The organism is Klebsiella sp. Lac1 (assembly GCF_009825425.1).
GTDB classification, from domain to species: Bacteria; Pseudomonadota; Gammaproteobacteria; order Enterobacterales; family Enterobacteriaceae; genus Klebsiella; species Klebsiella electrica.
The window spans coordinates 2,359,918-2,379,419 of sequence record NZ_VJZJ01000001.1 but is presented as its reverse complement, the minus strand read 5'-3'; the positions used below and the strand labels follow the sequence as shown (position 1 = coordinate 2,379,419).

The window sequence follows — 19,502 nt, the reverse complement described above, 5'->3', positions numbered from 1 at the left end:
CAAGGTCATTTCGGTGGCCTTTTTTATTGCCTGAAGGAAATCATAAATGAATAAAGAAAAAATGACGGCCGAAGACGTATACATCCAGCAGGAAAAAGAGAAGGCGGTCTCCATTATGCAGGAATACTTCCCTAATGGAGGTAGAGACTACGATGATGTCTGCGCTCTTTTTGATGCGATCGCCGAAAACAAAATTCCCTGCCTGGGTCTTGTGTACCCCTAAAAGGTAAGAGCATGAACGATGTGAGGTTTGCCTTTGATAAGTCCAGCGTTCGCAGGTATGACGCCGATGGGATGCTTCATGTAAGCAGTACGCCTATAAGCAAAGCCAACGTGTGCGTTTACTACGGCAAAGAGATTCCTGATGCAGAAGCATTGGGTCTCATACCTGAAAAAGCATACAGGCTGCTGCGTGAACCTGAAGAGCTACGCAAGGCTGTCCCAACCTTCAATAACAAGCCGATCCTTAACCAGCATATCGGTGTTAGTGTTATCGACCCACCAAAAGACGCAATCATCGGCTCCACAGGTGAGAGCGCGTCGTTCGACGGCACCTATCTGAAAAACTCAATGGTTATCTGGGATGTAGATTCCATCATGGGTATTGAGACTGAGCGGCAGAAAGAAAATTCATCCTCCTATCGCTGGCGACTAGACATGACGCCGGGAGTGTACGAGGGAGAGGCATACGATGGAGTTATGCGCGACATCGTTTGTAATCACGTGGCTATCGTGCCAAGTGGTCGGGCTGGCCCCGACGTGTTTGTTTATGACTCCAAACCAACAGGAAGCATCCTAATGACACTGAAAGAGAAGCTGATGGCAGTCATCAAGCCGTACCTGGCAAACGATGAAAAGCCGGAAGACGTTGAAAAAAAAGTCGACGCCGTTATCAAAGACGAAGCCACCCAGGCTGAGAAAGATAACGAGTCTGAGGCAGAGCGCCTGAAACGCGAAGAAAGCGAGTTGAAAGACCGCGAAAAACGCGAGAACAAAGACCGGAAAGAAGATCGCCGTGCTGATGACAGCGGTGACGACCCGGAAGGGAAAAAAGATAAAAAGGCCGAAGACGAAGAGGCCGAAAAGAAAGAGAAAGAGAAAATGGCGAACGACAGCAAGTTAGCGATGGATGCAGCAATTAAAGGCGTTGAAGCCCGATTCACTGCTCTCCGCCAGGCTGAGCGCGATGTTCGCCCTATCGTCGGTGAACTGGCCTGCGACACTGCAGAAGAGGTTTATCGGACGGCGCTTCAGCAAATGGGCTGTGAAGACCATGCAACTCTGCCGGAGGGTGCCTTGCGTTCAGTGTTTAACGCACTTTCCAAGTCCCCTGCAATGGCTCAGGACTCCGCCCCTCACCATATGAGCGGCGACACCAAATCCGATGTACTGAAAATGATTCGCGGGGGTAAAGCATAATGGCATTTCAAGAAAGTGTAGACATCTATCGTGGTGTCGGTCAGGTGGGCCACCCGGCGTCATCTTCACCAATCATCGCTGCTGCTGGCGGCCCTGGCGCATTCAAGGCAACCTCCGCAGGGGTTAGCATCGCAACATTCGTATTTCGTGATGCAACCGACCCCAAAATCGTTACCAACGTAGCACCGACTTCCACAACTAAGCCCGTCGGATTCATCCAGAACCTTGCACAGGCGATCATCGGTTATGGTCAGAGCGCGAGCATGCTAATTCGTGGCGGCGTTGAAGTCTCTCCGAAGGTTGGCGGTGACTTCTGGGTGAAGTCAAAAACTGTCTCGACGGTTGGTCAGAAGGTGTTCGCCAGTGTAACGGATGGGACCATTTCTACCGCAGCCGCAGGTGCAACCGTCGCTGGTAGCGTCGAAACTGACTGGTACGTTTCTCAGGGCGCTGCAGTTGGCGATCTGGTAATCATTTCTTCCTGGAGCAAAGCATAATGCCACAACCAACTTTTAAAGATTTTATCCAGGTAGCCAACGGTCAGGGCATTTACTTCCAGCCCTCCGTTAACCGACTGGCAATGGATGCAGACCCACAGCCATCACTTCCTGGTAATGGCGGCATCCCGGCAATCGTCTCCACCTTCATCGATCCGACCATCGTTGAAACGCTGTTCACCCCGAACCGTGCGACAGCCATCCTGGGGCGTGAGGAGAAGCGTGGCGCATGGGCGCAGGACAGCTTCATGATTCAGCGCATCGAAGAGACGGGCGATACTGTAGCGTATGACGACTACAGCGAGCAGGGAGCGGTGCAGGTTACGCCATCATGGGAACATCGTGACGTTTACCGTTACCAGACCGTCGTGCAGTATGGCGAGCTGGAACAGGAGCGCTATGGGCTGGCTATGCTGCCGTACGCTGCTAAAAAACAACGCGCAGCCGTCAATGTCCTCGACCAGGACCAGAACAAGTTCTATTTCTACGGAATCGCCGGGCTGCGTAACTACGGCCTGCTGAACGACCCATCACTCCCCGCTCCAATTACCCCGCTTACCGTTGGCGGCAGTGTGCTGTGGAAAGATAAGCAGATTGTCGATAAGTACAACGACATTCTGGCGCTGTACGAAGACCTGGTGGCACGTACCAATGGTATTGTTGGTGATGGCGTAGACATGTCTTCTAATCTTGTTCTGGCAATGTCCAACAAGCTCAGCGTAAACCTGAAGTCTGCGAACGAAATCTTCGCAACCTCTCTGGAGGATATGCTGAAGAAGGCATTCCCGAACATGCGTATCGAGACCGCGCCACAGTACAGCACCGCCGCTGGTGAGTTGATCCAGATGTTTGTTGAGACGGCACAAGGCCAGGAAGTCGGCTTTATGGCGTATAGCGAAAAACTTCGCGCCCACCCACTGGTTACCGAGCTTTCTCACTACAAGCAGAAATATTCAGGCACCACTTATGGCGCAGTAATTACGCAGCCATTCTTATTTGCACAAATGCTGGGGGCGTAATGGCTAAAGCATCAACTTATATCATCGGCTGCAAGCTCCCCGCGGGGCTTGTTATCAGCCATGAAGGTCAGAAACTCAAACTTACTGGTGCCAATGATTCCATGCTTATTAATGGATTTGGCATCACCCGAGACGTACCGGCAGATTTGTGGGAAGGATTCGCAAAAACCTTCGCCGAACAGCCACTACTGCGAAACGGCATCGTATTTGCTGTTGCAGATGAGGCATCGGCTAAAGATGCATCCCAGGAGCGAGAAGGGCAGAAAACTGGCATGGAGCAACTCGACCCTCAAAAGCAGAAAACAGCACCAGATAAAGAGGAGTAAATCATGGCTGTCGTTGCGTTTAATGCTGCAACGTTCCGAGCCATGTATCCTGAATTTTCAAACGTAGCCGAACCGCTTTTACCCTTCCTGTTTGACCAGGCCACCGATTACCTCGACAACACCGAATACTCACTTGTTATGGACCCCGCCAGGCGTGAGCGACTGCTCTACATGCTTATGGCGCATCTGGCATATGTGCGGCTTGGTGACAACAAAGGTAACGGAGGGTCTGGTCTGGTTGGGAGAATATCCTCGGCATCCGAGGGGAGCGTTTCTGTTTCTGCTGATGTCGGGCCAGTAGAGTTTCGTTATGCCTGGTACACCCAAAGCCCTTACGGAATGGATTACTGGCAGGCGACGAAAGTCTACCGCATGGCTAATTACTATCCGGGGTGTGCTTATGGCTGATGGGCTTGAAAGCTATCTGAAAGAGATAGAGGAGAGGCTTAACGCAACCGAGGTGCAAGCCGGTTTTTTTGCTGATGCCACGTATCCTGATGGAACGAGTGTCGCAATGGTAGCTGCCTCTAACGAATTTGGTGACACGGGGCGCAATCAGCCACCTCGTCCGTTCTTCCGTTCGGCTATTGCGGAGAATAAGGAGGAATGGTCATCTGCTATCTCCAGGGGGATGGAGTCTGGCCTTGATGCGAGAACGGTTCTTGATGCCGTTGGGGCTAAAATACAGGGGGATATCCAGCAGTCTATTGCAAGCCTGATGGATCCACCACTTGCGCCAGCCACCCTCTCTCGACGCAGAAACAGAAAGGTGCTCCCCAACAAGTCAACAAAACCATTGGTCGATACTCGCGTGATGATAACCAGCGTCAATTATGAGGTGAAAGAGTGAACCTTCATCGCATAGCCTCTCACGCCATCAGCCGTGTAAATCCGATGGTTGAGGCGCAAATCTACCGCTCCACTGGCCCCGTTAAAAACCCTGATTACTCGACGACTCCTGGCTTTGCGCCACCCGTCACGATGATGGTGCAGAAGCAGGCGCTGAGCCAGGCAGACATTCGGCATATGGACAACCTGAACATTCAGGGAATTCTGGTCAGCATCTGGACAGATGGCAACTGGTGCGGCATCAACCGCAACAAGCAACAGGGCGGCGATAAGTTCGTTATTGGCGACGAGGTTTGGCTGGTTGTATCGGTGCCAGAGATATGGCCTGACTGGACGAGGGTTATCGCATGTCAGCAATTGACGTAACGCTGCAGGTAACGGAAAGCGACCTGTTCAAGGCGACTGGTGATTTCCTGTCTGCGCTCTTTCCTGATGCCGATATAGGGCAGAGTCAGCAGAACCAGACACCGATGCCGAAGGGGGGCTTTATCACCATGACGCCGCTGTTCCTAACCGACCTTTCCACCAACTCAGTCACCTATGAGTACGACGGGATTGGCGAGTACGGAAGAGAGGATTTGCGTCGCGTGGATGAGTGGCAATGCCAGCTTGATTTTTACGGCGAGCAGGCACAGAACAACGCCACGATATTCTCCCGTGTCGCCCGGTCAGAATTCGCCTGTACCTGGTTCCGAGAAAACGCGAATGTGCTCGTCCCGCTTTACTCTGGTCCCCCTCGCCAGACCTCAATGATTAACGGTGAAAATCAGTGGGAATCCCGCTGGACACTTGAATTCCATGCAAACCCGCTGATTGTTGTCGGCGTTCCTCAGCAGTTTATGACAGGCGCAAATGTGATATCGCAGCCGGTCGACGTGAGATTTCCTCCGGAGAAATAATAAATGGCAATTTCGCTATCAAAAATCGCTCAGATGCTCCCCGGAGTTCTGAAGGCGACAGGGACAGCTATTGACTTAAATGGCCTGTTTCTGACCGACAGCGCATACGCGCCGGTTGGTGCAGTACCCTCATTTGCCAGTGCGGATGAGGTAAAGGCGTACTTCGGCAGCGCGTCGATTGAATACACCGCAGCAACGCTGTATTTCGCTGCTTACGCCAATAAAACGCAGACTCCAGGCAAGTTGTTTTTCAGTCGGTTCAATACCGGTGAAGCAGCTGCATTCCTGCGCTCTGGTTCACATGCGGTCACTACGCTCGCTCAGCTTAAACTCCTGACTGGCACGCTAGTTCTGACGGTTGATGGTACGCTGAAAACGTCGGCGGTAATTAACCTGAGCGGCGCGACCAGTTTCGATAATGCCGCAGCGTTGATTGAAACCGGCATTGGCGCATCCGTCGATGTGGTCTGGGACAGTGTACTGAAGAAATTCATCATCACATCCGCGACCTCCGGCGAAGAAAGCTCGATTACGTTTGCGAATGATGGCTCTCTTGCGGTCGGGCTCAAGCTTACCGAGGCAACCGGCGCGGTGATTTCTCAGGGTGCCGAGCCTGCGGTGGTTGAGGATATCTTTACTGCCATCCTTGCAAAAGAGCAGAACTGGGTAACGTTCTCAACCACATTTGCAGTTACCAAAGACCAGGCCAACGCATTTGCACTCTGGACTAATAACCAGAATCACCGCTTTGCCTATGTTCCGTGGGATGCATCCGGTACCGCTGTTGTAGCGGGCAGTACTAACCCTTTGGTGTACGACATCATCAACACCTACGCATACAACGATACCAGCCCGGTATACGGATATCCGAACCACGCAGCAAACGCGATGGGATTCGTAGCCGCACTGAACTTCAATCAGGCTAACGGGCGCTGTTCGTTGAATGGCCGGCAGGTATCCGGCTTACTGCCGATGGTCAGCAATGACGCAGACTATGAAGCCGCTAAAGCCAACGGATACAACTTCTACGGCAAGTACGCCGCTAATGCAGTAGAAACCAACCAGTGGACCCCCGGCACCATCACGGGTGACTTCGCATGGCTGGATGCGTGGGCGGGACAGGTGTGGATTAACGCTCAGCTGCAGGCGGCCCTCGTCGCGTTGTTCCAGCAGGCGAGCAATCTCCCTTACGCTACCGCTGGCAAGGCTCGTATTGAGTCGTGCATGAAGCCGCCGATTGAGCAGTTCAGGGCGTGGGGCGGCCTGACCGCTGGCACCAACCTTGACCAGTCGCAGCTTGACCAGATTCGCGCTATCACAGGCGTAGATGTGTCGGATGCTCTCATGTCGGATGGTTACTACATCTACATCGGCCCGTTCACAGCCGCGATGCGCTCTCAGCGTACTAAGCCCGCGGTTTACTTCTGGTACACCGACGGCGGCATTATTCAGGGCATTACCGTTAACAGCGTGGAGGTGCAGTAAATGTCCAATCAGAACATCACTTCGGCTGATGCGGTTATTACTCTGGTCGTTGCTGAGATCTTTCCCTCCGGCTTTAACCTGGAACAGTTCGAAGCGCAGAACATCTTCGACATGGGCGACACCGACATGGCGGAGTATCAGCGTACGGCCGACGGTAAACTGATGGGTGGGTTTGTGTATGGCGACTTGCCATGGACATTCCACCTTGCAGCTTCTTCTCCGTCAATCAGCTACATCGACACATGGCAGAACACGCAGATGACGGCTAAATCCGTCCTGCGCGTTAACGGAACGGTCATCCTGCCATCTCTGGGTAAAAAGTACGTTATGACCAACGGAATCCTGCAGCGTGCTCGCCGCATGCCATCTGCTGGTCGTGTGCTTCAGCCGGTGACTGGCCTCATTCAGTGGGAAACCGTCACTCCCACTAACTACTCAGCATAAGCAATCAGCCCGGTTAATCCGGGCTTTTTGACGCCCGAATTTCACCGCGCACTCACCGCGCATTCCAGTCCTGAGACCATTCACAAAAGCGACCCCTGAGAACGCCATCGTAGCATGGTGCGCTCGGGCATGGCCGTTCTGGTGAGACAGGGGTCTCTTTTTTGAAAGGTAATCACCATGCAATACCCAACTGTATCAGTAAACGGCATTTCCGTTCGTGTTGACGACGAAGGTCGCTACAGCCTCAATGATCTCCATGCAGCCGCCGTGTCCAACGGAGAGGCAACTGAGTCCCAGAGGCCCAGTAAATTTCTCCGCAGTGCTCAGATTAAAAGATTCATCAGAGCATTGCAGGCCAAAGCCCAAAAAAGTGCTTTGGAACAAATTCAACAACTTAAGGTCGTTAAAGGTGGTGATGAGCCTGGTGTGTGGGGAGTTGAACTGCTTGCCATACGCTATGCAGCATGGATTAAGCCGGAGTTCGAAATAGAGGTGTACGAGGTATTTCGAACCGTCGTCCGTATGGGGATCGGTGCCATGTCCCGCCTGAACAAAATCGACCATATCATCAACACCGAAACCAAGGCGATTAGCCAGTGTGCCAGCCAGATGGCGAGGTGGGGTGTTGGCGGACGTAAAAAATTGCTCCACGCAGCACGCGATCGTGCAGCTGATGAAGTGCAGTTGTATTTGCCAGGCATCGCATAATTTTGGAATAGCCCACTTCGGTGGGCTTTTTGTTGCCAGATAATCAATTCAGGAAATCAAAATGGCGCGTAAAAGCATCGTATTTACGGTTGAAGCAGATAACCGTGACAAGGGTAAGCAGTTCAAAATCACCGAAATGCCAGCTCGAAAAGCTGAAGAGTGGGCTATCCGTCTGGCGTGTGCTGTGATTGGTGCTGGCGTAACAGTCCCAGACAATATGATGGCAGCCATTGGCGCTGCCGTAGCTCCTGCTCCTTCTGCTGAAAACGAAGAAGCCCGCGAGTTGTACGAGAGCGTGATGGCAAGCGGTATGGCTGGACTTGCTCACTGGGGTATTACCTCGCTGGCAAAAGTGCCGTTTGCACAGTCCAAGCCTCTGCTGGATGAATTGCTGGGCTGCGTGAAATTCGTCGGAGGCAACGGCATTGAAACCCCGCTGGTCGATGACGGTCAGATTGAGGAAATCAGCACCTGGTCCCGCCTGAAAGTCGAAGCCTTTAAGCTCCACATTGCTTTTGTAGCAGCCACCGCAAATTAGAAATACCCCTGTCGGCACCGGATGATTCCTCTCGCGGATTTGTGCAGTACGTGAACGTTCCGCGCAGTATCGCCGCGGTAATCTCCGGGAAGATGGCGACACTCCACGAACTGGACACAGTATACAGCGTTCAGGACATGTGGTGGCTGATTGAAATAATGACCGTGGATAACACCAACAGAGCCATAGCGGAGAATCCTGATGGCAGCAACGGTAATTGACGCCCTCCTGGTTACGCTGGGGCTTGATGCTTCTAACTTCCGCAAAGGGCAGAAAGAAGTCAGTGATGACCTGAAGAAGCAGCGTGACGATGCCGGGAAAACGGCAAAGTACATGGAGGAGCAAGGAAAGCGAGCCGCATCGTTTTTCAGCAGCATCAAAGCTGAACTTCTGGCTTTGGCGGGTGTTACCGTCACAGCGGGTGGCCTAACGAGCTTTATCAAAGGCACGACTTCAGGGTTGATGGATTTATCAATCCAGTCGAAAGCGCTAGGGCTATCTGCACGTGAACTTGACGGATGGTCAAAGTCAGCGGAAGCAGCAGGAAGCTCTGCTGAGAAAATAAGCGCCTCTCTTCAGGGTTTTCAGGGGGCAATACAGGGTGCAAGAGTAGGTGACTACAGCAGCTCTATTTTTGGTGGGCTGGCTCAATTAAATGCGCTTACCGGGCAGAATTTTGATGTATGGGGGCAGGATGCCGATTCTCTGGCTCGCACATCGCTCGAAGCTCTGCGGAAAATAAGCGATCCAAATCTACGCCGTCAGGTTGGACTAAGCCTCGGATTTGATGACGCCACATTACAACGCAACCAGGAAGGTAAGTTTCTCCCTGATGTGGATCGCCTGACTAAAAGCTCTGGAATTACTGACGCATCCACTAAGGGGGCCAAGGAGTTCACGGCTGTTTGGGCTGAGCTTGGGCAGAATATTGATACCGTAAAAAACCAGATCTTCGTTGGACTGATACCGACAATCAGGGACCTCAACGGAGTGCTGATTGAGTGGTCATCAGGGAATGTTAAATCGTCGTCTTTTTTTAAGGAACTGAAGAAAGATATCAACGATATTACGGGAATTGATTTGGGTAGCTGGACTTTATCAGCTGACCTAAAAGACCTGAAGGATAACTTTTCCATGCTCGGAAGAGTCATGAGCCACCTGGGCAATGCTTTAAATGATCTGAATAACGGGAACTTCTCCAAGGCTGCCGATGAGTTCAAGAAAGCATGGTACGGAACGGAGGATGGAAAACCGACAGGGAAAGATGCGCTTCCAGGCGTGACAAAAGCGGCAGAGCAGTCGCTGAAAAAAAATGGTGGAACCCTTGATTTCAAGCCAGACCCTAACGCGCCAGTTTTAAGCCCCCAACAGTTAGCTACTCAAAAAATGCTGGACTCTGTTAGCTTTCAGCAATCTCCTGACCAGCGCCGCCAGCAGCAGGATGAGCGCTCATACTGGGAAGCGACAAAGAGTCTCTTGTCAAAAATAGCGGACGCCATTGTTACTCCCGCAGGTGCTTCTTCTATGGAGCCAAATGTCGGAGGATACCAGCCGAATGTCCCACTTAATGCTCAGGCTGCCAAGCTGGGAGAGAAGGGAAGGGCATTCCTGCAGGCCATGACTGGCGAGTTTGGCGCACTTGAAGGAAAGTATGGGCTTCCATCCGGACTGCTGTCTTCAGTGGCTGCTACTGAATCCGGTGGCGACCCATACGCCGAATCACCCAAGGGAGCAAAAGGCCCATTCCAGTTTATGGATGGAACGGCCAGAGATTTGGGTTTGAAGGGGATGGACGTTTATGACCCGCACAAGTCAGCTGATGCCGCTGCAAGATACCTTCGCTATCTACTGGATGCTACCGGTGGCGATCTGGAGAAAACTCTTGCTTCCTATAACTGGGGGCTTGGAAACGTCCAGAAGAAAGGCATGGATAACATGCCGGATGAGACCCGGAAGTACATCCCTAAAGTCATGGGCGGAATGCGCCCCGGCGCAGGTATGGCGGTTGACCGGGCAATGCCTGGGCAATCAGGTGCGAAGTATCAATTCTTCGGCACCAAAATCACCACACAGGCCCAAAACGTGGAACAGCTTACCAGCGACATCAAAAAGCACGGCGACAACCGCGTGATGCTTTTGGCTGGCTACTCAGGACAATAACTCATGTCGTTTTCTCTGAATGTCTCGACAGTGCTTTCCGCCATTCAGGGAGGAAGCCTGTTATCTGTGCTGAACAGCGCATTGTCTCCGACGTATAAAATCACCTACAACACGGTAGATGAGTCGTTGCTAACTGCCGCAGCCGGTCAGGAGGTTTTCTCTCCTTCCGGCTGGGTTAGCGTTGACCGCTACGGTGATGCAGTGGTGACGAAAGGGCCGGTAGAAAAAGGACAATATTCCTCTTATAACAAAGTGCGCCAACCCTCAGAATTGAGAGTTATTTTTGCTCTTGAGGGCTGGACTGCCTATACCGGTGCGCTTCCGAATTTAACCAACTTCTCACTGCTCAGCCGTAGTAATTTCATTCAAAAACTGGATGAGATGAAAAACACGGCGAGCACGTATGACATTGAGACGCCCGACACGGTTTATTACGGCTACGATTTGACGCACTTTGATTATTTTGTCGGTTCCTATCGAGGGCAGACGCTTCTCATGGCGAACTGCACCTTTGAGGAAATCATGAATACCGGCGAGGTGATGCTATCCAACGCCGTAATCGAAGGTCCGCCAACCAACAACGCTAAAACAAACAACGGAACTGCCGCATCAACGCAGGTGGTCACCGGGTCAACAAAGGATGTCTCGCTTAGCGATGTGAAGAACGCATGGTCCAGCGCCGATACCTCGCTATCTAGCGCTCTTCAGACGACGGGTGCCGCAATCGTATCAAACGTCAATTCTGCGGCAGATTCAGTTTCTAAGGTGTGGGATAGCTCATCTACGGCGGTATCGAAGCAGATAAAGAGCACTGTGTCTGACTTTCTGGAAAAGGTGATGTGACATGCAGGAAATTAGCCTCTCACCGTCACTTTCACAGAAGGTGTACGTAACGCTTGGCGGCCAGAGTTGCGCAATAAAATTACATCAGCGATCAACCGGATTTTATGCGGATGTGTACATCAATGATAAGGCTATCGCTCAGGGCGTCCTCTGCCTGAATTGCACCTTCATTGTGCGGTATGCATACCTTGGCTTTAAAGGTGATTTGATTTTTGTGGACACGAAAGGTGACGTTGACCCGACCTATGACGGCATCGGGACGCGCTTTAAGCTGTATTACGCAACGAGTGATGAGGTGGGGAGATGACCTATAAGCAGAGGGATTTAACAGTCTCCTTCACCCTGGCTAACGGCACTTTTGACGGCGGGATTGGTAATACGCTAACGGTTAAGGGGTTCAAGTGTGAAGCGGCAATATCTGCCTTTGGTGGCGCTACAGGAACAATGCTTGAGCTAAGCCTGTGGGGGTTGTCACTCGATAATATGGCTAAACTGACCACCAACGCACAAAAAATTATTGCTTCCGAACAAAACTCAATTCGGGTTTATGCTGATGATGACCGCGTTTTCTCTGGAACGATAACATCTGCTCGAATAAATCTAAATCAGATGCCAGACGCGCCCATAGAGATAACGGCTGCCGCTGCTGGTAAAGAGCGACTCATTCCATGCGAACCGACATCGATTCGTGGAGATGTCGCAGTTGCCGACATGATTCGTGCACTTGCCTTCAAGGTCGGACTTAAATTTATCAATGTTGACGTTAAAAGCATTGAGTCCAATCCTGTCTATAAGGGCAATGCCATAAAGCAGATACTTGAGATCGCTTCTGCTCATAAAATCACGGCAAATATCGATTTTGGCACGGTAACAATCTATACCGGTAAAAAACCTTCAGATTCAGTGGTTCCATTAATTTCTCCAGAACATGGGCTAATTGGATACCCAATTTTCTATGACATGGGAATAAACTTTCGTTGCATCTATTCCCCGGCGATAAAACTGAACACCAAGATCATCCTTGAAACCATGCTTCCACACGCGAGCGGTGAGTGGATTGTACAGGCCGGAACAACGCATTATCTTTCGTGCAAAATACCAGGCGGCTTGTGGGAAACGTTTGTGGTAGCTGCGCCGGGATATCTAATTAAAGGAGAGGGAAATGCTGACCAATCAGAGTCCTGAAAGCGTCTCATGCCAAGGAAATGCAGTGGTGTCAATTATAGGCTCCATCTTAAGCGGTCTGGCTTTTATCGATATAGTCCTGGTAAAGGCTGTTGAAGGTGACACTTTAACGATCCTTCCGCTTGTGAATGACGTGAACGTGGCTGGCGGTTCAATTTCAAACAATGAAATATACCAAATCCCTTTTCTGCGCCTTCAGGCTGGTAATAGCGCTGTTAAAATGACACCAAGGGCTGGCGACATCGGTCTGATCGTCATTTGTGACAAAGACACAACCAACGTAAGAAAGTCAAAGCGCGGCGGCCCAGCGCCAACTCAGCGCCGCCATTCCTACTCTGATGCGGTTTACATCACAGCGATCGCCAGCCTGAACGGTGAACCAACTGAGTTCGCTGAGTTCACCGGCAGCGGCATAACCATCAAAAGCCCTGGCGACGTTAACATCAACGGACTGAAAATTCTGGCTAACGGCAAACTTCAGTTAGTCGACGGTTCAGTCGTTGATGGACATGACCACGGCGGGGTAGAATCGGGAGGAAGCCGCACAAATCCTCTGGGGGCGGCATAGAGGGAATAAAAATGTCGTTCTTGGTTATTGCAGCATTGCTAGGATTAATACCTGCGTTCATTGCGCAAAGTAAGGGGCGTTCTTTCGGTGGTTGGTGGCTCTATGGTTTCTTGCTTTTCATCGTCGCAATTATTCACGTTCTTTTCGTCCCCTCGCTTAATTCCTCTGGTGCTGTAGCTACCGATACCTCGAGCCCCATGAGGGATTGCCCATACTGCGCAGAGCCTGTTAAATACCAGGCTACAAAGTGTAAGCATTGTGGTAGTGAGATAATGCCCATGGATGAGCCAAAACCTAAATATACCGGCACTCAGATAGCGTGGGAGAGGGTTCTTATGCTTATAGGTGGGATCGTGGTGGCGGCAATACTATTCGGTGCACTAAAGAGCTGAAAAGAACCCACCATTAGGTGGGTTTTTTCTTTCTGTAAACAGAGAATCACAAACCTCGCTTCGGCGGGGTTTTTTTATGGGCGCAATTCATGAAAACGACCTCATTACTTCTGGATGTCGACACCTGGGACCTCACTGTCGACGAGCTTGGAAACATCGCCACCGTAGATAACCCCTACGCCTGCGCTCAGGACGTAGCGACCGCATGTCTGGCTATTCGTGGTGAGTGCATTTACGAGAAGGACACCGGCGTTAATTACAAAGAGCTGCTGAACGTCAAGGCCAGCACTGGAGCTATGGCGGCAGCGCTTCAGACTGAGGCGCTCAGGATGAACTACATCGCCCAGGCTGAAGCCACTCTGGTTAACGACCGCGACACACGACGCGCCACTGGCGTTATCACCATAGTCGACACCAACGGACTCATTTCAAAAATCGCCCTGTGAGGGAAAAATGACGACAGTTTCAACAGCGGTTCCCGCTGTCACATTCTCATTAACTGGGCTGGATATCCCCGATGAGGGCGACATCCTCGCCGGACGCCAGGCAGACATGGGCTCTGCATTCGGCACCGCTCTGAGCACTAACCTCAAAACCCCGCAAGGGCAACTGGCTGTCACTGATACAGCCATCATCGCAGATAAGAACGATCAGCTCCTGGCTATCGTCAACAACATGAATCCGGATTTTGCATCCGGTCGCTTTCAGGACGGCATCGGACGCATCTACTTTATCGATCGCATCGCCGCGGCTGGCACAGTGGTTACGGCGACATGCTCAGGTGCGGTCGGGACAGTTATCCCGGCGCAGTCATACGCCACTGATGATAACGGCTACATGTATGTGTCTCTGGCGGCTGGCACAATCGGCGCAGATGGCACGGTAAAGATTGAGTTCCAGAACCTGACTACCGGCGCGATAGCCTGCCCGATTGGCTCGCTGACGAATATCTACGTCGCGGTAAGCGGCTGGTCGAGTATCACCAATGAAACGGCAGGGGTGCCTGGTACGGACGTTGAGGGGCGCTCTGCGTTCGAGTATCGCCGCCGCCAGTCCGTTGCGCGTAATGCGTTCAACACCGCTGCAGCCGTAAGGGCTGCCATCCTGGAAGTTGAAGGCGTCCTTGACGCTTACGTCATCGACAACAAAGAACCCAATTCTGTCACCGAGGGCTCTACGAATTACACGCTGCTGGCGAGCTCTATTTATATCGGCGTGTACGGTGGCGCTTCTGCTGATATAGCCGCAGCCATCAACAAAAAGCTGCCGCCCGGCACCGTTATGAACGGCAACACCACGGCGAGCGTTTACGACACCGAAAACTACGACCCGCCTTATCCGCGCTACGGCTACAAATGGCAGTCCCTGAACGCGGTTAACGTTCATATCAAAGTCGAGTATGAACAGAACGACGGTCTTCCGTCGGATATCAACGCGCAGATTAAAACAGCCGTTCTGAATGCGTTTACTGGCTCTGATGGTGGCACCCGAGCTCGTTGTGGCGCTCGCATCTACGGCAGCCGGTATATCGGGCCCATTCAGTCGATTGATACGCAGAACATGAACGTACTGTCTGTGCAGATTTCCCTTGATGGCACCACCTGGTCCAGCGCACTGACGATCGGCATTGACCAGGAGCCGACTCTTGATGCGTCGAACATCCTCACGGAGGCGGTCAATGATTAATGTTGACTGGACTATTTACGCTCAGTACGTCAACGCCCAAAAGCTTCGCGCCCTCATCGACACATTCAATGATTCCGTCGCCCCGGAGAAGTGGATAAACACCTTCTATGACCTCGTTTTCAACATCGAGACTTGTGAAGACTACGGACTGATGTGCTGGGGGAAGATTGTTGATGTCAGCCGGCTGTTAACCGTTACCCCGTCAGAGAAATTTTTCGGATTCGGTGAGGCAACCAGCACACCTGCAGAGCTAACCGACCCGCAGCCTTTTAATCAGGCCCCGTTCTATACCGGCGTGCAGGACACAAATACCGTAGTTCTGACAAATGACGCCTATCGCAAGCTGATTATGTGCAAAGCAATGGCGAACATTAGCGACTGCACAGTGCCTGTAATGAACCGCATGCTGATGTATCTGTTTGGCTCAAGTGGTCGCGCTTACGTGCGCGATGAAGGCCCTCACGTCATGAGCTACGTCTTCGAGTTTGCACTTTCCGAATCAGAGTTAGCCATTGTCCAGAGTTCCGGCGCACTCCCGTCTCCACCCGGAGTAAAAGTTAATATTGTTCAGGAGGTCTGAATTGAACAGTTCAGCAATGCCGTCACGCCTGGCGGTCGTGTTTTCTGCTAATGGCGACAAAAATACCATCCCCGTCAATTCAACCACTGAGACGCTCGCGGATGGACTGGCAACTATGGACTCAGGATTCCCACCCCTGACTCGAATCCCTCTGGCTGCAGGCGGTAAACCGCCGAGAGGGGAGGATTTCAACGGCATCTTCAATGACTCCTTTAAGCGCCATCAGTGGGCTCAGGCGGGCGGCTCGTATCCGTATGACGCGGATTTTTCTGCGGCGATTGGTGGATACCCAAAGGGCGCTGTTCTTATCAATTCATCCCGCGATGGATTCTGGCAGAGCATTGTCGAAAACAACCTGACTAACCCTGACGCAGGTGGTGTCGGCTGGATTAATTATTCATCCGGACGACTACTGAATGTGCAGACGTTTTTTTCATCCGGCAACTATACGCCAACCCCCGGCACAAAATCTGTTGTCGTTGAAATGGTTGGTGGCGGCGGCGGTAGTGACATGGCTCCCGCCACTGGGGCAGGGCAGGTGTCGATTGTTTCCGGGGGCGGCGCGGGCGCTTATGCAAAAGGCCGCTTTCTGGTCAACTTCACCAGTGTTTGGGTTTCGGTTGGTACTGGCGGGCAGGGCGGCGTCGTCGGCACGCCAATGGGTTCTGCAGGAGTGGCAAGTGCCTTTGGCTCTCTTATGTCAGCCCCGGGCGGGACGCGAGGTTATTCTGCCGGACCAGCTAATCCACCATTCCCACCCCAGGGTAACGTTGCATCAAACGGCCCGACAGGGGCGAACATCATCGGCTCACCGGGCGCACCTTCTATCCCCGCATACGCGAACGCAACCCAGTCATTTCTCGGCTCTCCTGGTGCCAGCAGCTTCTATGGCGGTGGTGGCTGGGTTCCGTCATTTGGCGACCCGGCAGTAGACGGTCAGGCATACGGCTCAGGCGCATCAGGTTCATCGCAACGACCTTCATCTCCGGCAGTAAATGGTGCCCGCGGCAAGTCTGGGATTGTAGTTATTTACGAATATTCATGAGAATAAAAGATGGCAATTACTGATACCCAACAAGCTGCGCAGTTTGCGGCCAGTGCAGCGGTTAGCGCCGCAGAAGCAAAACAATATCTGCTTGAAGCTCAGCAGGGATATGAGGACACCAGTACGGCATCTCAGGATGCGAAGGACGCCGCCGATTCAGCCCTGCTATCTAAGCAGAGTGCGGAGACGTCAGAGGTCAATGCTCAGCAGGCTGCGACTGAGGCGAAATCGGCAAGAGATGAGGCGGTAGAGGCGGCTTCTGGTGCATCAGACTACGCCCGCAACAAATTCACGTTCTACAAAACCGCAAGCGATCCGGACGGCACTATTGCTGGCTTGGCAGCGACAACTGACGGACAGTCGTTCTGGGTTGCGCAGGGTCCTGATGCTCTTTCGGCAGCATGGCAGTACCAAAACAAAGGCGGTGTCGCGGTGTTGCAGGCTAAGCAGCCGGGTACAGCCGCTATCACAGGAACCGTTCGCGAGTTTCCCTCTCTTGCTGCAGCTCAGGCTGATGCCGATGCGGGTAATATCCTGAATGGCGGTAAGTGCTGGGTAACCAGCGATGCTGACGTTACTTTAGCTGATGAGTACACAAACAACTCCGGAACGCTTGTAGCAACCGGCAGAAAAATGCCCTCAGCAATGCCTACAGGATACCAGTCCGCAACGGCAGTCAGTAGCAGCGCGGCAAACACGGTCGCGATCACTATTCCAGGCCTGCTTGTTGACAGCAGCCTGATTTATTTCCTGTCCCCCATCCTGAATACCGGGGCGGTCAGTGTGACCGTGACAGACGCGAAGGGGAATACCGTTAATCGAATTGTGCTTAGAGGTGCAAACGCACCACTAGCAGGTGGGGAGTTAAATGTCTCCCATCCTGTTCTTTGTATCTACCGGGGAGCACCGATTAACAATTTTATGCTGGTAGCGTCTGGCCCAATGGCGTCGGAGGTGGCAGCCAGCCTTACCGCATACAAGACCACTAATGATGCCCTGACCGCCACCCTGAAAAATCAGGTGCCTATCCCGGTGACAGTTGGCAGTGTTGCCGATGACATTTACACGGCAACATCATCCATCACCAGCGGCGAGCTACAGGGCGGGAGACTCTTCCTGTTTACGCCGCCGTCCGCAAATACAACCCGTACCCCCAAGCTGAAACTCAATGCGTGGGGTGCCTATGACATTAGACATATTAATGGCGGGCAGGTTGCTGCCGGAGACCTGGCATCAGGCCGGGCGCATCTGCTGCACTGGCACGCAGGGGCTAATCAGTTTCGGGTAATGACGTATGCCGATGAGCGAGAAAAAATTTACGGTACAGTTCTTCGCGCAACCATGACCAGCGATGCCAGTACGCCGAATGATTTATCTGTCACGGTTGATGGTTATATCGGCAATGGCACGTTGGTAGTATTGGAACCACCAGCAACGAATACCGGGGCGGTCGCCATCACTGTCGTTAACCGTTACGGCGACAAGATTGTACGCAGTGTGTTTAAGGGTGCAAACTCGCCGCTGACAGGTGGGGAGATAAAGTACGCAGAACCAGTTTTTCTGATGTATCGCGGCGCACCGCAAAACAACTTCAAAATCATTTCGTCCGGCGATTTGTCCACTCCAGTGGCAAAACTCCAGTCGGATGTTGAAACTCTCAAAGCCTCATTTACCGACCCGTATGCGAAGCTGGCGAAAAAAATTATCGGCGATGGTACGACCGCGAATACCGGGCCTTTTGGTTCGATATCGTTCACGAATGGGGTAAGGACCACAGTTAAGCGTCGGCTGGTATTTACCTCAATCGGCTCGTCAGTCGGTGTTGGAGCGGGTTCTTCTGATGGTTCCAAATTTGCGCCTAACTCGCTGTTCGTCGAGGCCATGAAAGCGCAGTTAGCCGGGTACGGTAACTTTGAGTTTATCAATGATAACCAATGTATTCCCACTCAGGCGCTACAGCAGTTTTCTGCCCAACTTCATAACTCACCATACTTCACCAGCACAAACGAGAATGACTGGCCCGATTTTGTACTCATTATTGGCGGCATGAATGATGCGCCCGTCGGGAACTTTAACAACGGGCTAACGTTCCCTGCGCAAAAAGGAAAACTTGAAGCTCTTATCGATGAGTGTAAAGCCAAAGGCGCGGTAGTGATTGTTGCTACCAGCCCACACCACAACCCACTAAGCCCGTCTGTTACGGCTATGGACTTAGGCAGCCTGAACGTTTCATGGCCTGTCAGGACGTTCAACGTTGACACAAACTATACCTTTGATGCGGCAGCGCGAACCATCAATGGCGGGGCATTCTCCTACGGGACAGACAACGCCGCTACCAGCTGGGGCGGCCAGATTCTTCAGGTAGGTCATACGCTCCGTGTATTGAGTGGTGAAAACGCGGGGGACTACACAATCTCAGCCATTTCTGCCGACCGGAACACCATCACAGTAGCAGAATCTTTCCCGGCTTCTGGTCTCATAAAGACGACTATTCGTCATATCGGTCTTAACAGCCTACGCGAAGAGATTCTAGAGCCACCTCCGTCACGATCATTTATCGAGCGGGACTGGTCTGGAAGCAGAACCAAAACCGTAGGCGCTGCCCGATTCGGCATGGTGAACAGCATGTTCCGGTCTGTGGCAAGAGATAAAGCGGTATTCCTGATGGAATGTGAAATACCGTGGTTCCGGGATGGCGTTGAAGCGCATGGTTGGGCGGCGCTGTTCGACGGTACGAACTACAACCACCCGAATGACCTCGGCTATACCGTCAGTTACAAGGCTGGCGCAGATGCAGCGGCATTTAGTCTGTGCAAACTGATTTACGGCGAAAAATACTACTTACCTTCGTGAGGAATA

At 52.2% G+C, this 19,502-nt stretch carries 24 protein-coding genes; all 24 read left to right on the top strand.

Features of this window, described 5'->3' with window-relative positions; genetic code table 11:
• Positions 1 to 46: 46 nt before the first annotated feature.
• The 24 genes from FNY10_RS11550 to FNY10_RS27325 all read left to right on the top strand — a co-directional run bounded on the left by FNY10_RS11550 (position 47) and on the right by FNY10_RS27325 (position 19,496).
• On the top strand, positions 47 to 223 hold the full coding sequence (locus FNY10_RS11550; RefSeq protein WP_160705064.1) for a hypothetical protein: 177 nt from the start codon (positions 47 to 49) through the stop codon (positions 221 to 223).
• Positions 224 to 234: 11 nt separating this feature from the next.
• Positions 235 to 1,419 (top strand): DUF2213 domain-containing protein, encoded by a 1,185-nt coding sequence (locus FNY10_RS11545; RefSeq protein WP_160705063.1) that lies wholly within the window; start codon positions 235 to 237, stop codon positions 1,417 to 1,419.
• Positions 1,419 to 1,916, top strand: coding sequence for a hypothetical protein (locus tag FNY10_RS11540; protein ID WP_160705062.1), 498 nt, complete (start codon positions 1,419 to 1,421; stop codon positions 1,914 to 1,916). Before FNY10_RS11545 ends, FNY10_RS11540 begins: the two co-directional genes overlap by 1 nt.
• Positions 1,916 to 2,935: a major capsid family protein gene (locus FNY10_RS11535; protein WP_160705061.1), complete on the top strand. Its 1,020-nt coding sequence runs from the start codon at positions 1,916 to 1,918 to the stop codon at positions 2,933 to 2,935. The genes FNY10_RS11540 and FNY10_RS11535 overlap by 1 nt, the downstream gene beginning before the upstream one ends.
• A complete protein-coding gene (locus tag FNY10_RS11530) occupies positions 2,935 to 3,261 on the top strand; it encodes a hypothetical protein (RefSeq protein WP_160705060.1) in 327 nt (108 codons plus the stop codon). Before FNY10_RS11535 ends, FNY10_RS11530 begins: the two co-directional genes overlap by 1 nt.
• 3 nt (positions 3,262 to 3,264) lie before the next feature.
• Complete coding sequence (locus FNY10_RS11525; RefSeq protein ID WP_160705059.1) at positions 3,265 to 3,669, top strand: DUF4054 domain-containing protein; 405 nt, start codon at positions 3,265 to 3,267, stop codon at positions 3,667 to 3,669.
• Positions 3,662 to 4,111, top strand: a complete 450-nt coding sequence (locus FNY10_RS11520; RefSeq protein ID WP_160705058.1) for a hypothetical protein — start codon at positions 3,662 to 3,664, stop codon at positions 4,109 to 4,111. Before FNY10_RS11525 ends, FNY10_RS11520 begins: the two co-directional genes overlap by 8 nt.
• Positions 4,108 to 4,476: a hypothetical protein gene (locus tag FNY10_RS11515; RefSeq protein WP_131050691.1), complete on the top strand. Its 369-nt coding sequence runs from the start codon at positions 4,108 to 4,110 to the stop codon at positions 4,474 to 4,476. The genes FNY10_RS11520 and FNY10_RS11515 overlap by 4 nt, the downstream gene beginning before the upstream one ends.
• Positions 4,458 to 5,009: an LIC_12616 family protein gene (locus FNY10_RS11510; protein ID WP_160705057.1), complete on the top strand. Its 552-nt coding sequence runs from the start codon at positions 4,458 to 4,460 to the stop codon at positions 5,007 to 5,009. Before FNY10_RS11515 ends, FNY10_RS11510 begins: the two co-directional genes overlap by 19 nt.
• Positions 5,010 to 5,012: 3 nt before the next feature.
• The gene (locus tag FNY10_RS11505) at positions 5,013 to 6,494 is read left to right on the top strand and encodes a DUF3383 domain-containing protein (protein WP_160705056.1); all 1,482 of its coding nucleotides are present in this window, start codon (positions 5,013 to 5,015) and stop codon (positions 6,492 to 6,494) included.
• Entirely contained in the window at positions 6,495 to 6,938 is a 444-nt protein-coding gene (locus FNY10_RS11500) for a phage tail fiber protein (protein ID WP_160705055.1), read from the top strand.
• A 177-nt stretch (positions 6,939 to 7,115) separates the two neighbouring features.
• The gene (locus FNY10_RS11495; protein ID WP_160705054.1) at positions 7,116 to 7,646 is read left to right on the top strand and encodes a KilA-N domain-containing protein; all 531 of its coding nucleotides are present in this window, start codon (positions 7,116 to 7,118) and stop codon (positions 7,644 to 7,646) included.
• A 61-nt stretch (positions 7,647 to 7,707) separates the two neighbouring features.
• Positions 7,708 to 8,184, top strand: a complete 477-nt coding sequence (locus tag FNY10_RS11490; protein WP_160705053.1) for a hypothetical protein — start codon at positions 7,708 to 7,710, stop codon at positions 8,182 to 8,184.
• 201 nt (positions 8,185 to 8,385) lie between these two features.
• Positions 8,386 to 10,344 (top strand): lytic transglycosylase domain-containing protein, encoded by a 1,959-nt coding sequence (locus FNY10_RS11480; protein WP_160705052.1) that lies wholly within the window; start codon positions 8,386 to 8,388, stop codon positions 10,342 to 10,344.
• Positions 10,345 to 10,347: 3 nt separating this feature from the next.
• Positions 10,348 to 11,187 (top strand): phage baseplate protein, encoded by an 840-nt coding sequence (locus tag FNY10_RS11475; protein WP_160705051.1) that lies wholly within the window; start codon positions 10,348 to 10,350, stop codon positions 11,185 to 11,187.
• A 1-nt stretch (position 11,188) separates the two neighbouring features.
• Positions 11,189 to 11,494 (top strand): phage baseplate plug family protein, encoded by a 306-nt coding sequence (locus tag FNY10_RS11470; protein WP_160705050.1) that lies wholly within the window; start codon positions 11,189 to 11,191, stop codon positions 11,492 to 11,494.
• Positions 11,491 to 12,372: a baseplate hub protein gene (locus tag FNY10_RS11465; protein ID WP_160705049.1), complete on the top strand. Its 882-nt coding sequence runs from the start codon at positions 11,491 to 11,493 to the stop codon at positions 12,370 to 12,372. Before FNY10_RS11470 ends, FNY10_RS11465 begins: the two co-directional genes overlap by 4 nt.
• A complete protein-coding gene (locus FNY10_RS11460; protein WP_160705048.1) occupies positions 12,350 to 12,940 on the top strand; it encodes a hypothetical protein in 591 nt (196 codons plus the stop codon). Before FNY10_RS11465 ends, FNY10_RS11460 begins: the two co-directional genes overlap by 23 nt.
• An 11-nt stretch (positions 12,941 to 12,951) precedes the next feature.
• A complete protein-coding gene (locus tag FNY10_RS26910; RefSeq protein ID WP_227699367.1) occupies positions 12,952 to 13,332 on the top strand; it encodes a zinc ribbon domain-containing protein in 381 nt (126 codons plus the stop codon).
• An 89-nt stretch (positions 13,333 to 13,421) separates the two neighbouring features.
• The gene (locus tag FNY10_RS11455; RefSeq protein ID WP_160705047.1) at positions 13,422 to 13,778 is read left to right on the top strand and encodes a hypothetical protein; all 357 of its coding nucleotides are present in this window, start codon (positions 13,422 to 13,424) and stop codon (positions 13,776 to 13,778) included.
• Positions 13,779 to 13,785: 7 nt separating this feature from the next.
• Entirely contained in the window at positions 13,786 to 15,018 is a 1,233-nt protein-coding gene (locus FNY10_RS11450) for a baseplate J/gp47 family protein (protein ID WP_160705046.1), read from the top strand.
• Positions 15,011 to 15,598, top strand: coding sequence for a DUF2612 domain-containing protein (locus FNY10_RS11445; protein WP_160705045.1), 588 nt, complete (start codon positions 15,011 to 15,013; stop codon positions 15,596 to 15,598). The genes FNY10_RS11450 and FNY10_RS11445 overlap by 8 nt, the downstream gene beginning before the upstream one ends.
• Before the next feature lies 1 nt (position 15,599).
• Positions 15,600 to 16,643: a hypothetical protein gene (locus FNY10_RS11440; RefSeq protein WP_160705044.1), complete on the top strand. Its 1,044-nt coding sequence runs from the start codon at positions 15,600 to 15,602 to the stop codon at positions 16,641 to 16,643.
• A 9-nt stretch (positions 16,644 to 16,652) separates the two neighbouring features.
• The gene (locus tag FNY10_RS27325) at positions 16,653 to 19,496 is read left to right on the top strand and encodes a hypothetical protein (RefSeq protein ID WP_160726284.1); all 2,844 of its coding nucleotides are present in this window, start codon (positions 16,653 to 16,655) and stop codon (positions 19,494 to 19,496) included.
• Positions 19,497 to 19,502 lie beyond the last annotated feature (6 nt).

Coding starts and splice junctions, on each gene's coding strand:
- FNY10_RS11495 (WP_160705054.1), top strand. CDS start 7,116: ATGCAATACCCAACTGTATCAGTAAACGGCATTTCCGTTCGTGTTGAC.
- FNY10_RS11540 (WP_160705062.1), top strand. CDS start 1,419: ATGGCATTTCAAGAAAGTGTAGACATCTATCGTGGTGTCGGTCAGGTG.
- FNY10_RS11500 (WP_160705055.1), top strand. CDS start 6,495: ATGTCCAATCAGAACATCACTTCGGCTGATGCGGTTATTACTCTGGTC.
- FNY10_RS11460 (WP_160705048.1), top strand. CDS start 12,350: ATGCTGACCAATCAGAGTCCTGAAAGCGTCTCATGCCAAGGAAATGCA.
- FNY10_RS11535 (WP_160705061.1), top strand. CDS start 1,916: ATGCCACAACCAACTTTTAAAGATTTTATCCAGGTAGCCAACGGTCAG.
- FNY10_RS11470 (WP_160705050.1), top strand. CDS start 11,189: ATGCAGGAAATTAGCCTCTCACCGTCACTTTCACAGAAGGTGTACGTA.
- FNY10_RS11550 (WP_160705064.1), top strand. CDS start 47: ATGAATAAAGAAAAAATGACGGCCGAAGACGTATACATCCAGCAGGAA.
- FNY10_RS11455 (WP_160705047.1), top strand. CDS start 13,422: ATGAAAACGACCTCATTACTTCTGGATGTCGACACCTGGGACCTCACT.
- FNY10_RS11445 (WP_160705045.1), top strand. CDS start 15,011: ATGATTAATGTTGACTGGACTATTTACGCTCAGTACGTCAACGCCCAA.
- FNY10_RS11530 (WP_160705060.1), top strand. CDS start 2,935: ATGGCTAAAGCATCAACTTATATCATCGGCTGCAAGCTCCCCGCGGGG.
- FNY10_RS11545 (WP_160705063.1), top strand. CDS start 235: ATGAACGATGTGAGGTTTGCCTTTGATAAGTCCAGCGTTCGCAGGTAT.
- FNY10_RS11450 (WP_160705046.1), top strand. CDS start 13,786: ATGACGACAGTTTCAACAGCGGTTCCCGCTGTCACATTCTCATTAACT.
- FNY10_RS11520 (WP_160705058.1), top strand. CDS start 3,662: ATGGCTGATGGGCTTGAAAGCTATCTGAAAGAGATAGAGGAGAGGCTT.
- FNY10_RS27325 (WP_160726284.1), top strand. CDS start 16,653: ATGGCAATTACTGATACCCAACAAGCTGCGCAGTTTGCGGCCAGTGCA.
- FNY10_RS11505 (WP_160705056.1), top strand. CDS start 5,013: ATGGCAATTTCGCTATCAAAAATCGCTCAGATGCTCCCCGGAGTTCTG.
- FNY10_RS26910 (WP_227699367.1), top strand. CDS start 12,952: ATGTCGTTCTTGGTTATTGCAGCATTGCTAGGATTAATACCTGCGTTC.
- FNY10_RS11465 (WP_160705049.1), top strand. CDS start 11,491: ATGACCTATAAGCAGAGGGATTTAACAGTCTCCTTCACCCTGGCTAAC.
- FNY10_RS11490 (WP_160705053.1), top strand. CDS start 7,708: ATGGCGCGTAAAAGCATCGTATTTACGGTTGAAGCAGATAACCGTGAC.
- FNY10_RS11475 (WP_160705051.1), top strand. CDS start 10,348: ATGTCGTTTTCTCTGAATGTCTCGACAGTGCTTTCCGCCATTCAGGGA.
- FNY10_RS11480 (WP_160705052.1), top strand. CDS start 8,386: ATGGCAGCAACGGTAATTGACGCCCTCCTGGTTACGCTGGGGCTTGAT.
- FNY10_RS11525 (WP_160705059.1), top strand. CDS start 3,265: ATGGCTGTCGTTGCGTTTAATGCTGCAACGTTCCGAGCCATGTATCCT.
- FNY10_RS11510 (WP_160705057.1), top strand. CDS start 4,458: ATGTCAGCAATTGACGTAACGCTGCAGGTAACGGAAAGCGACCTGTTC.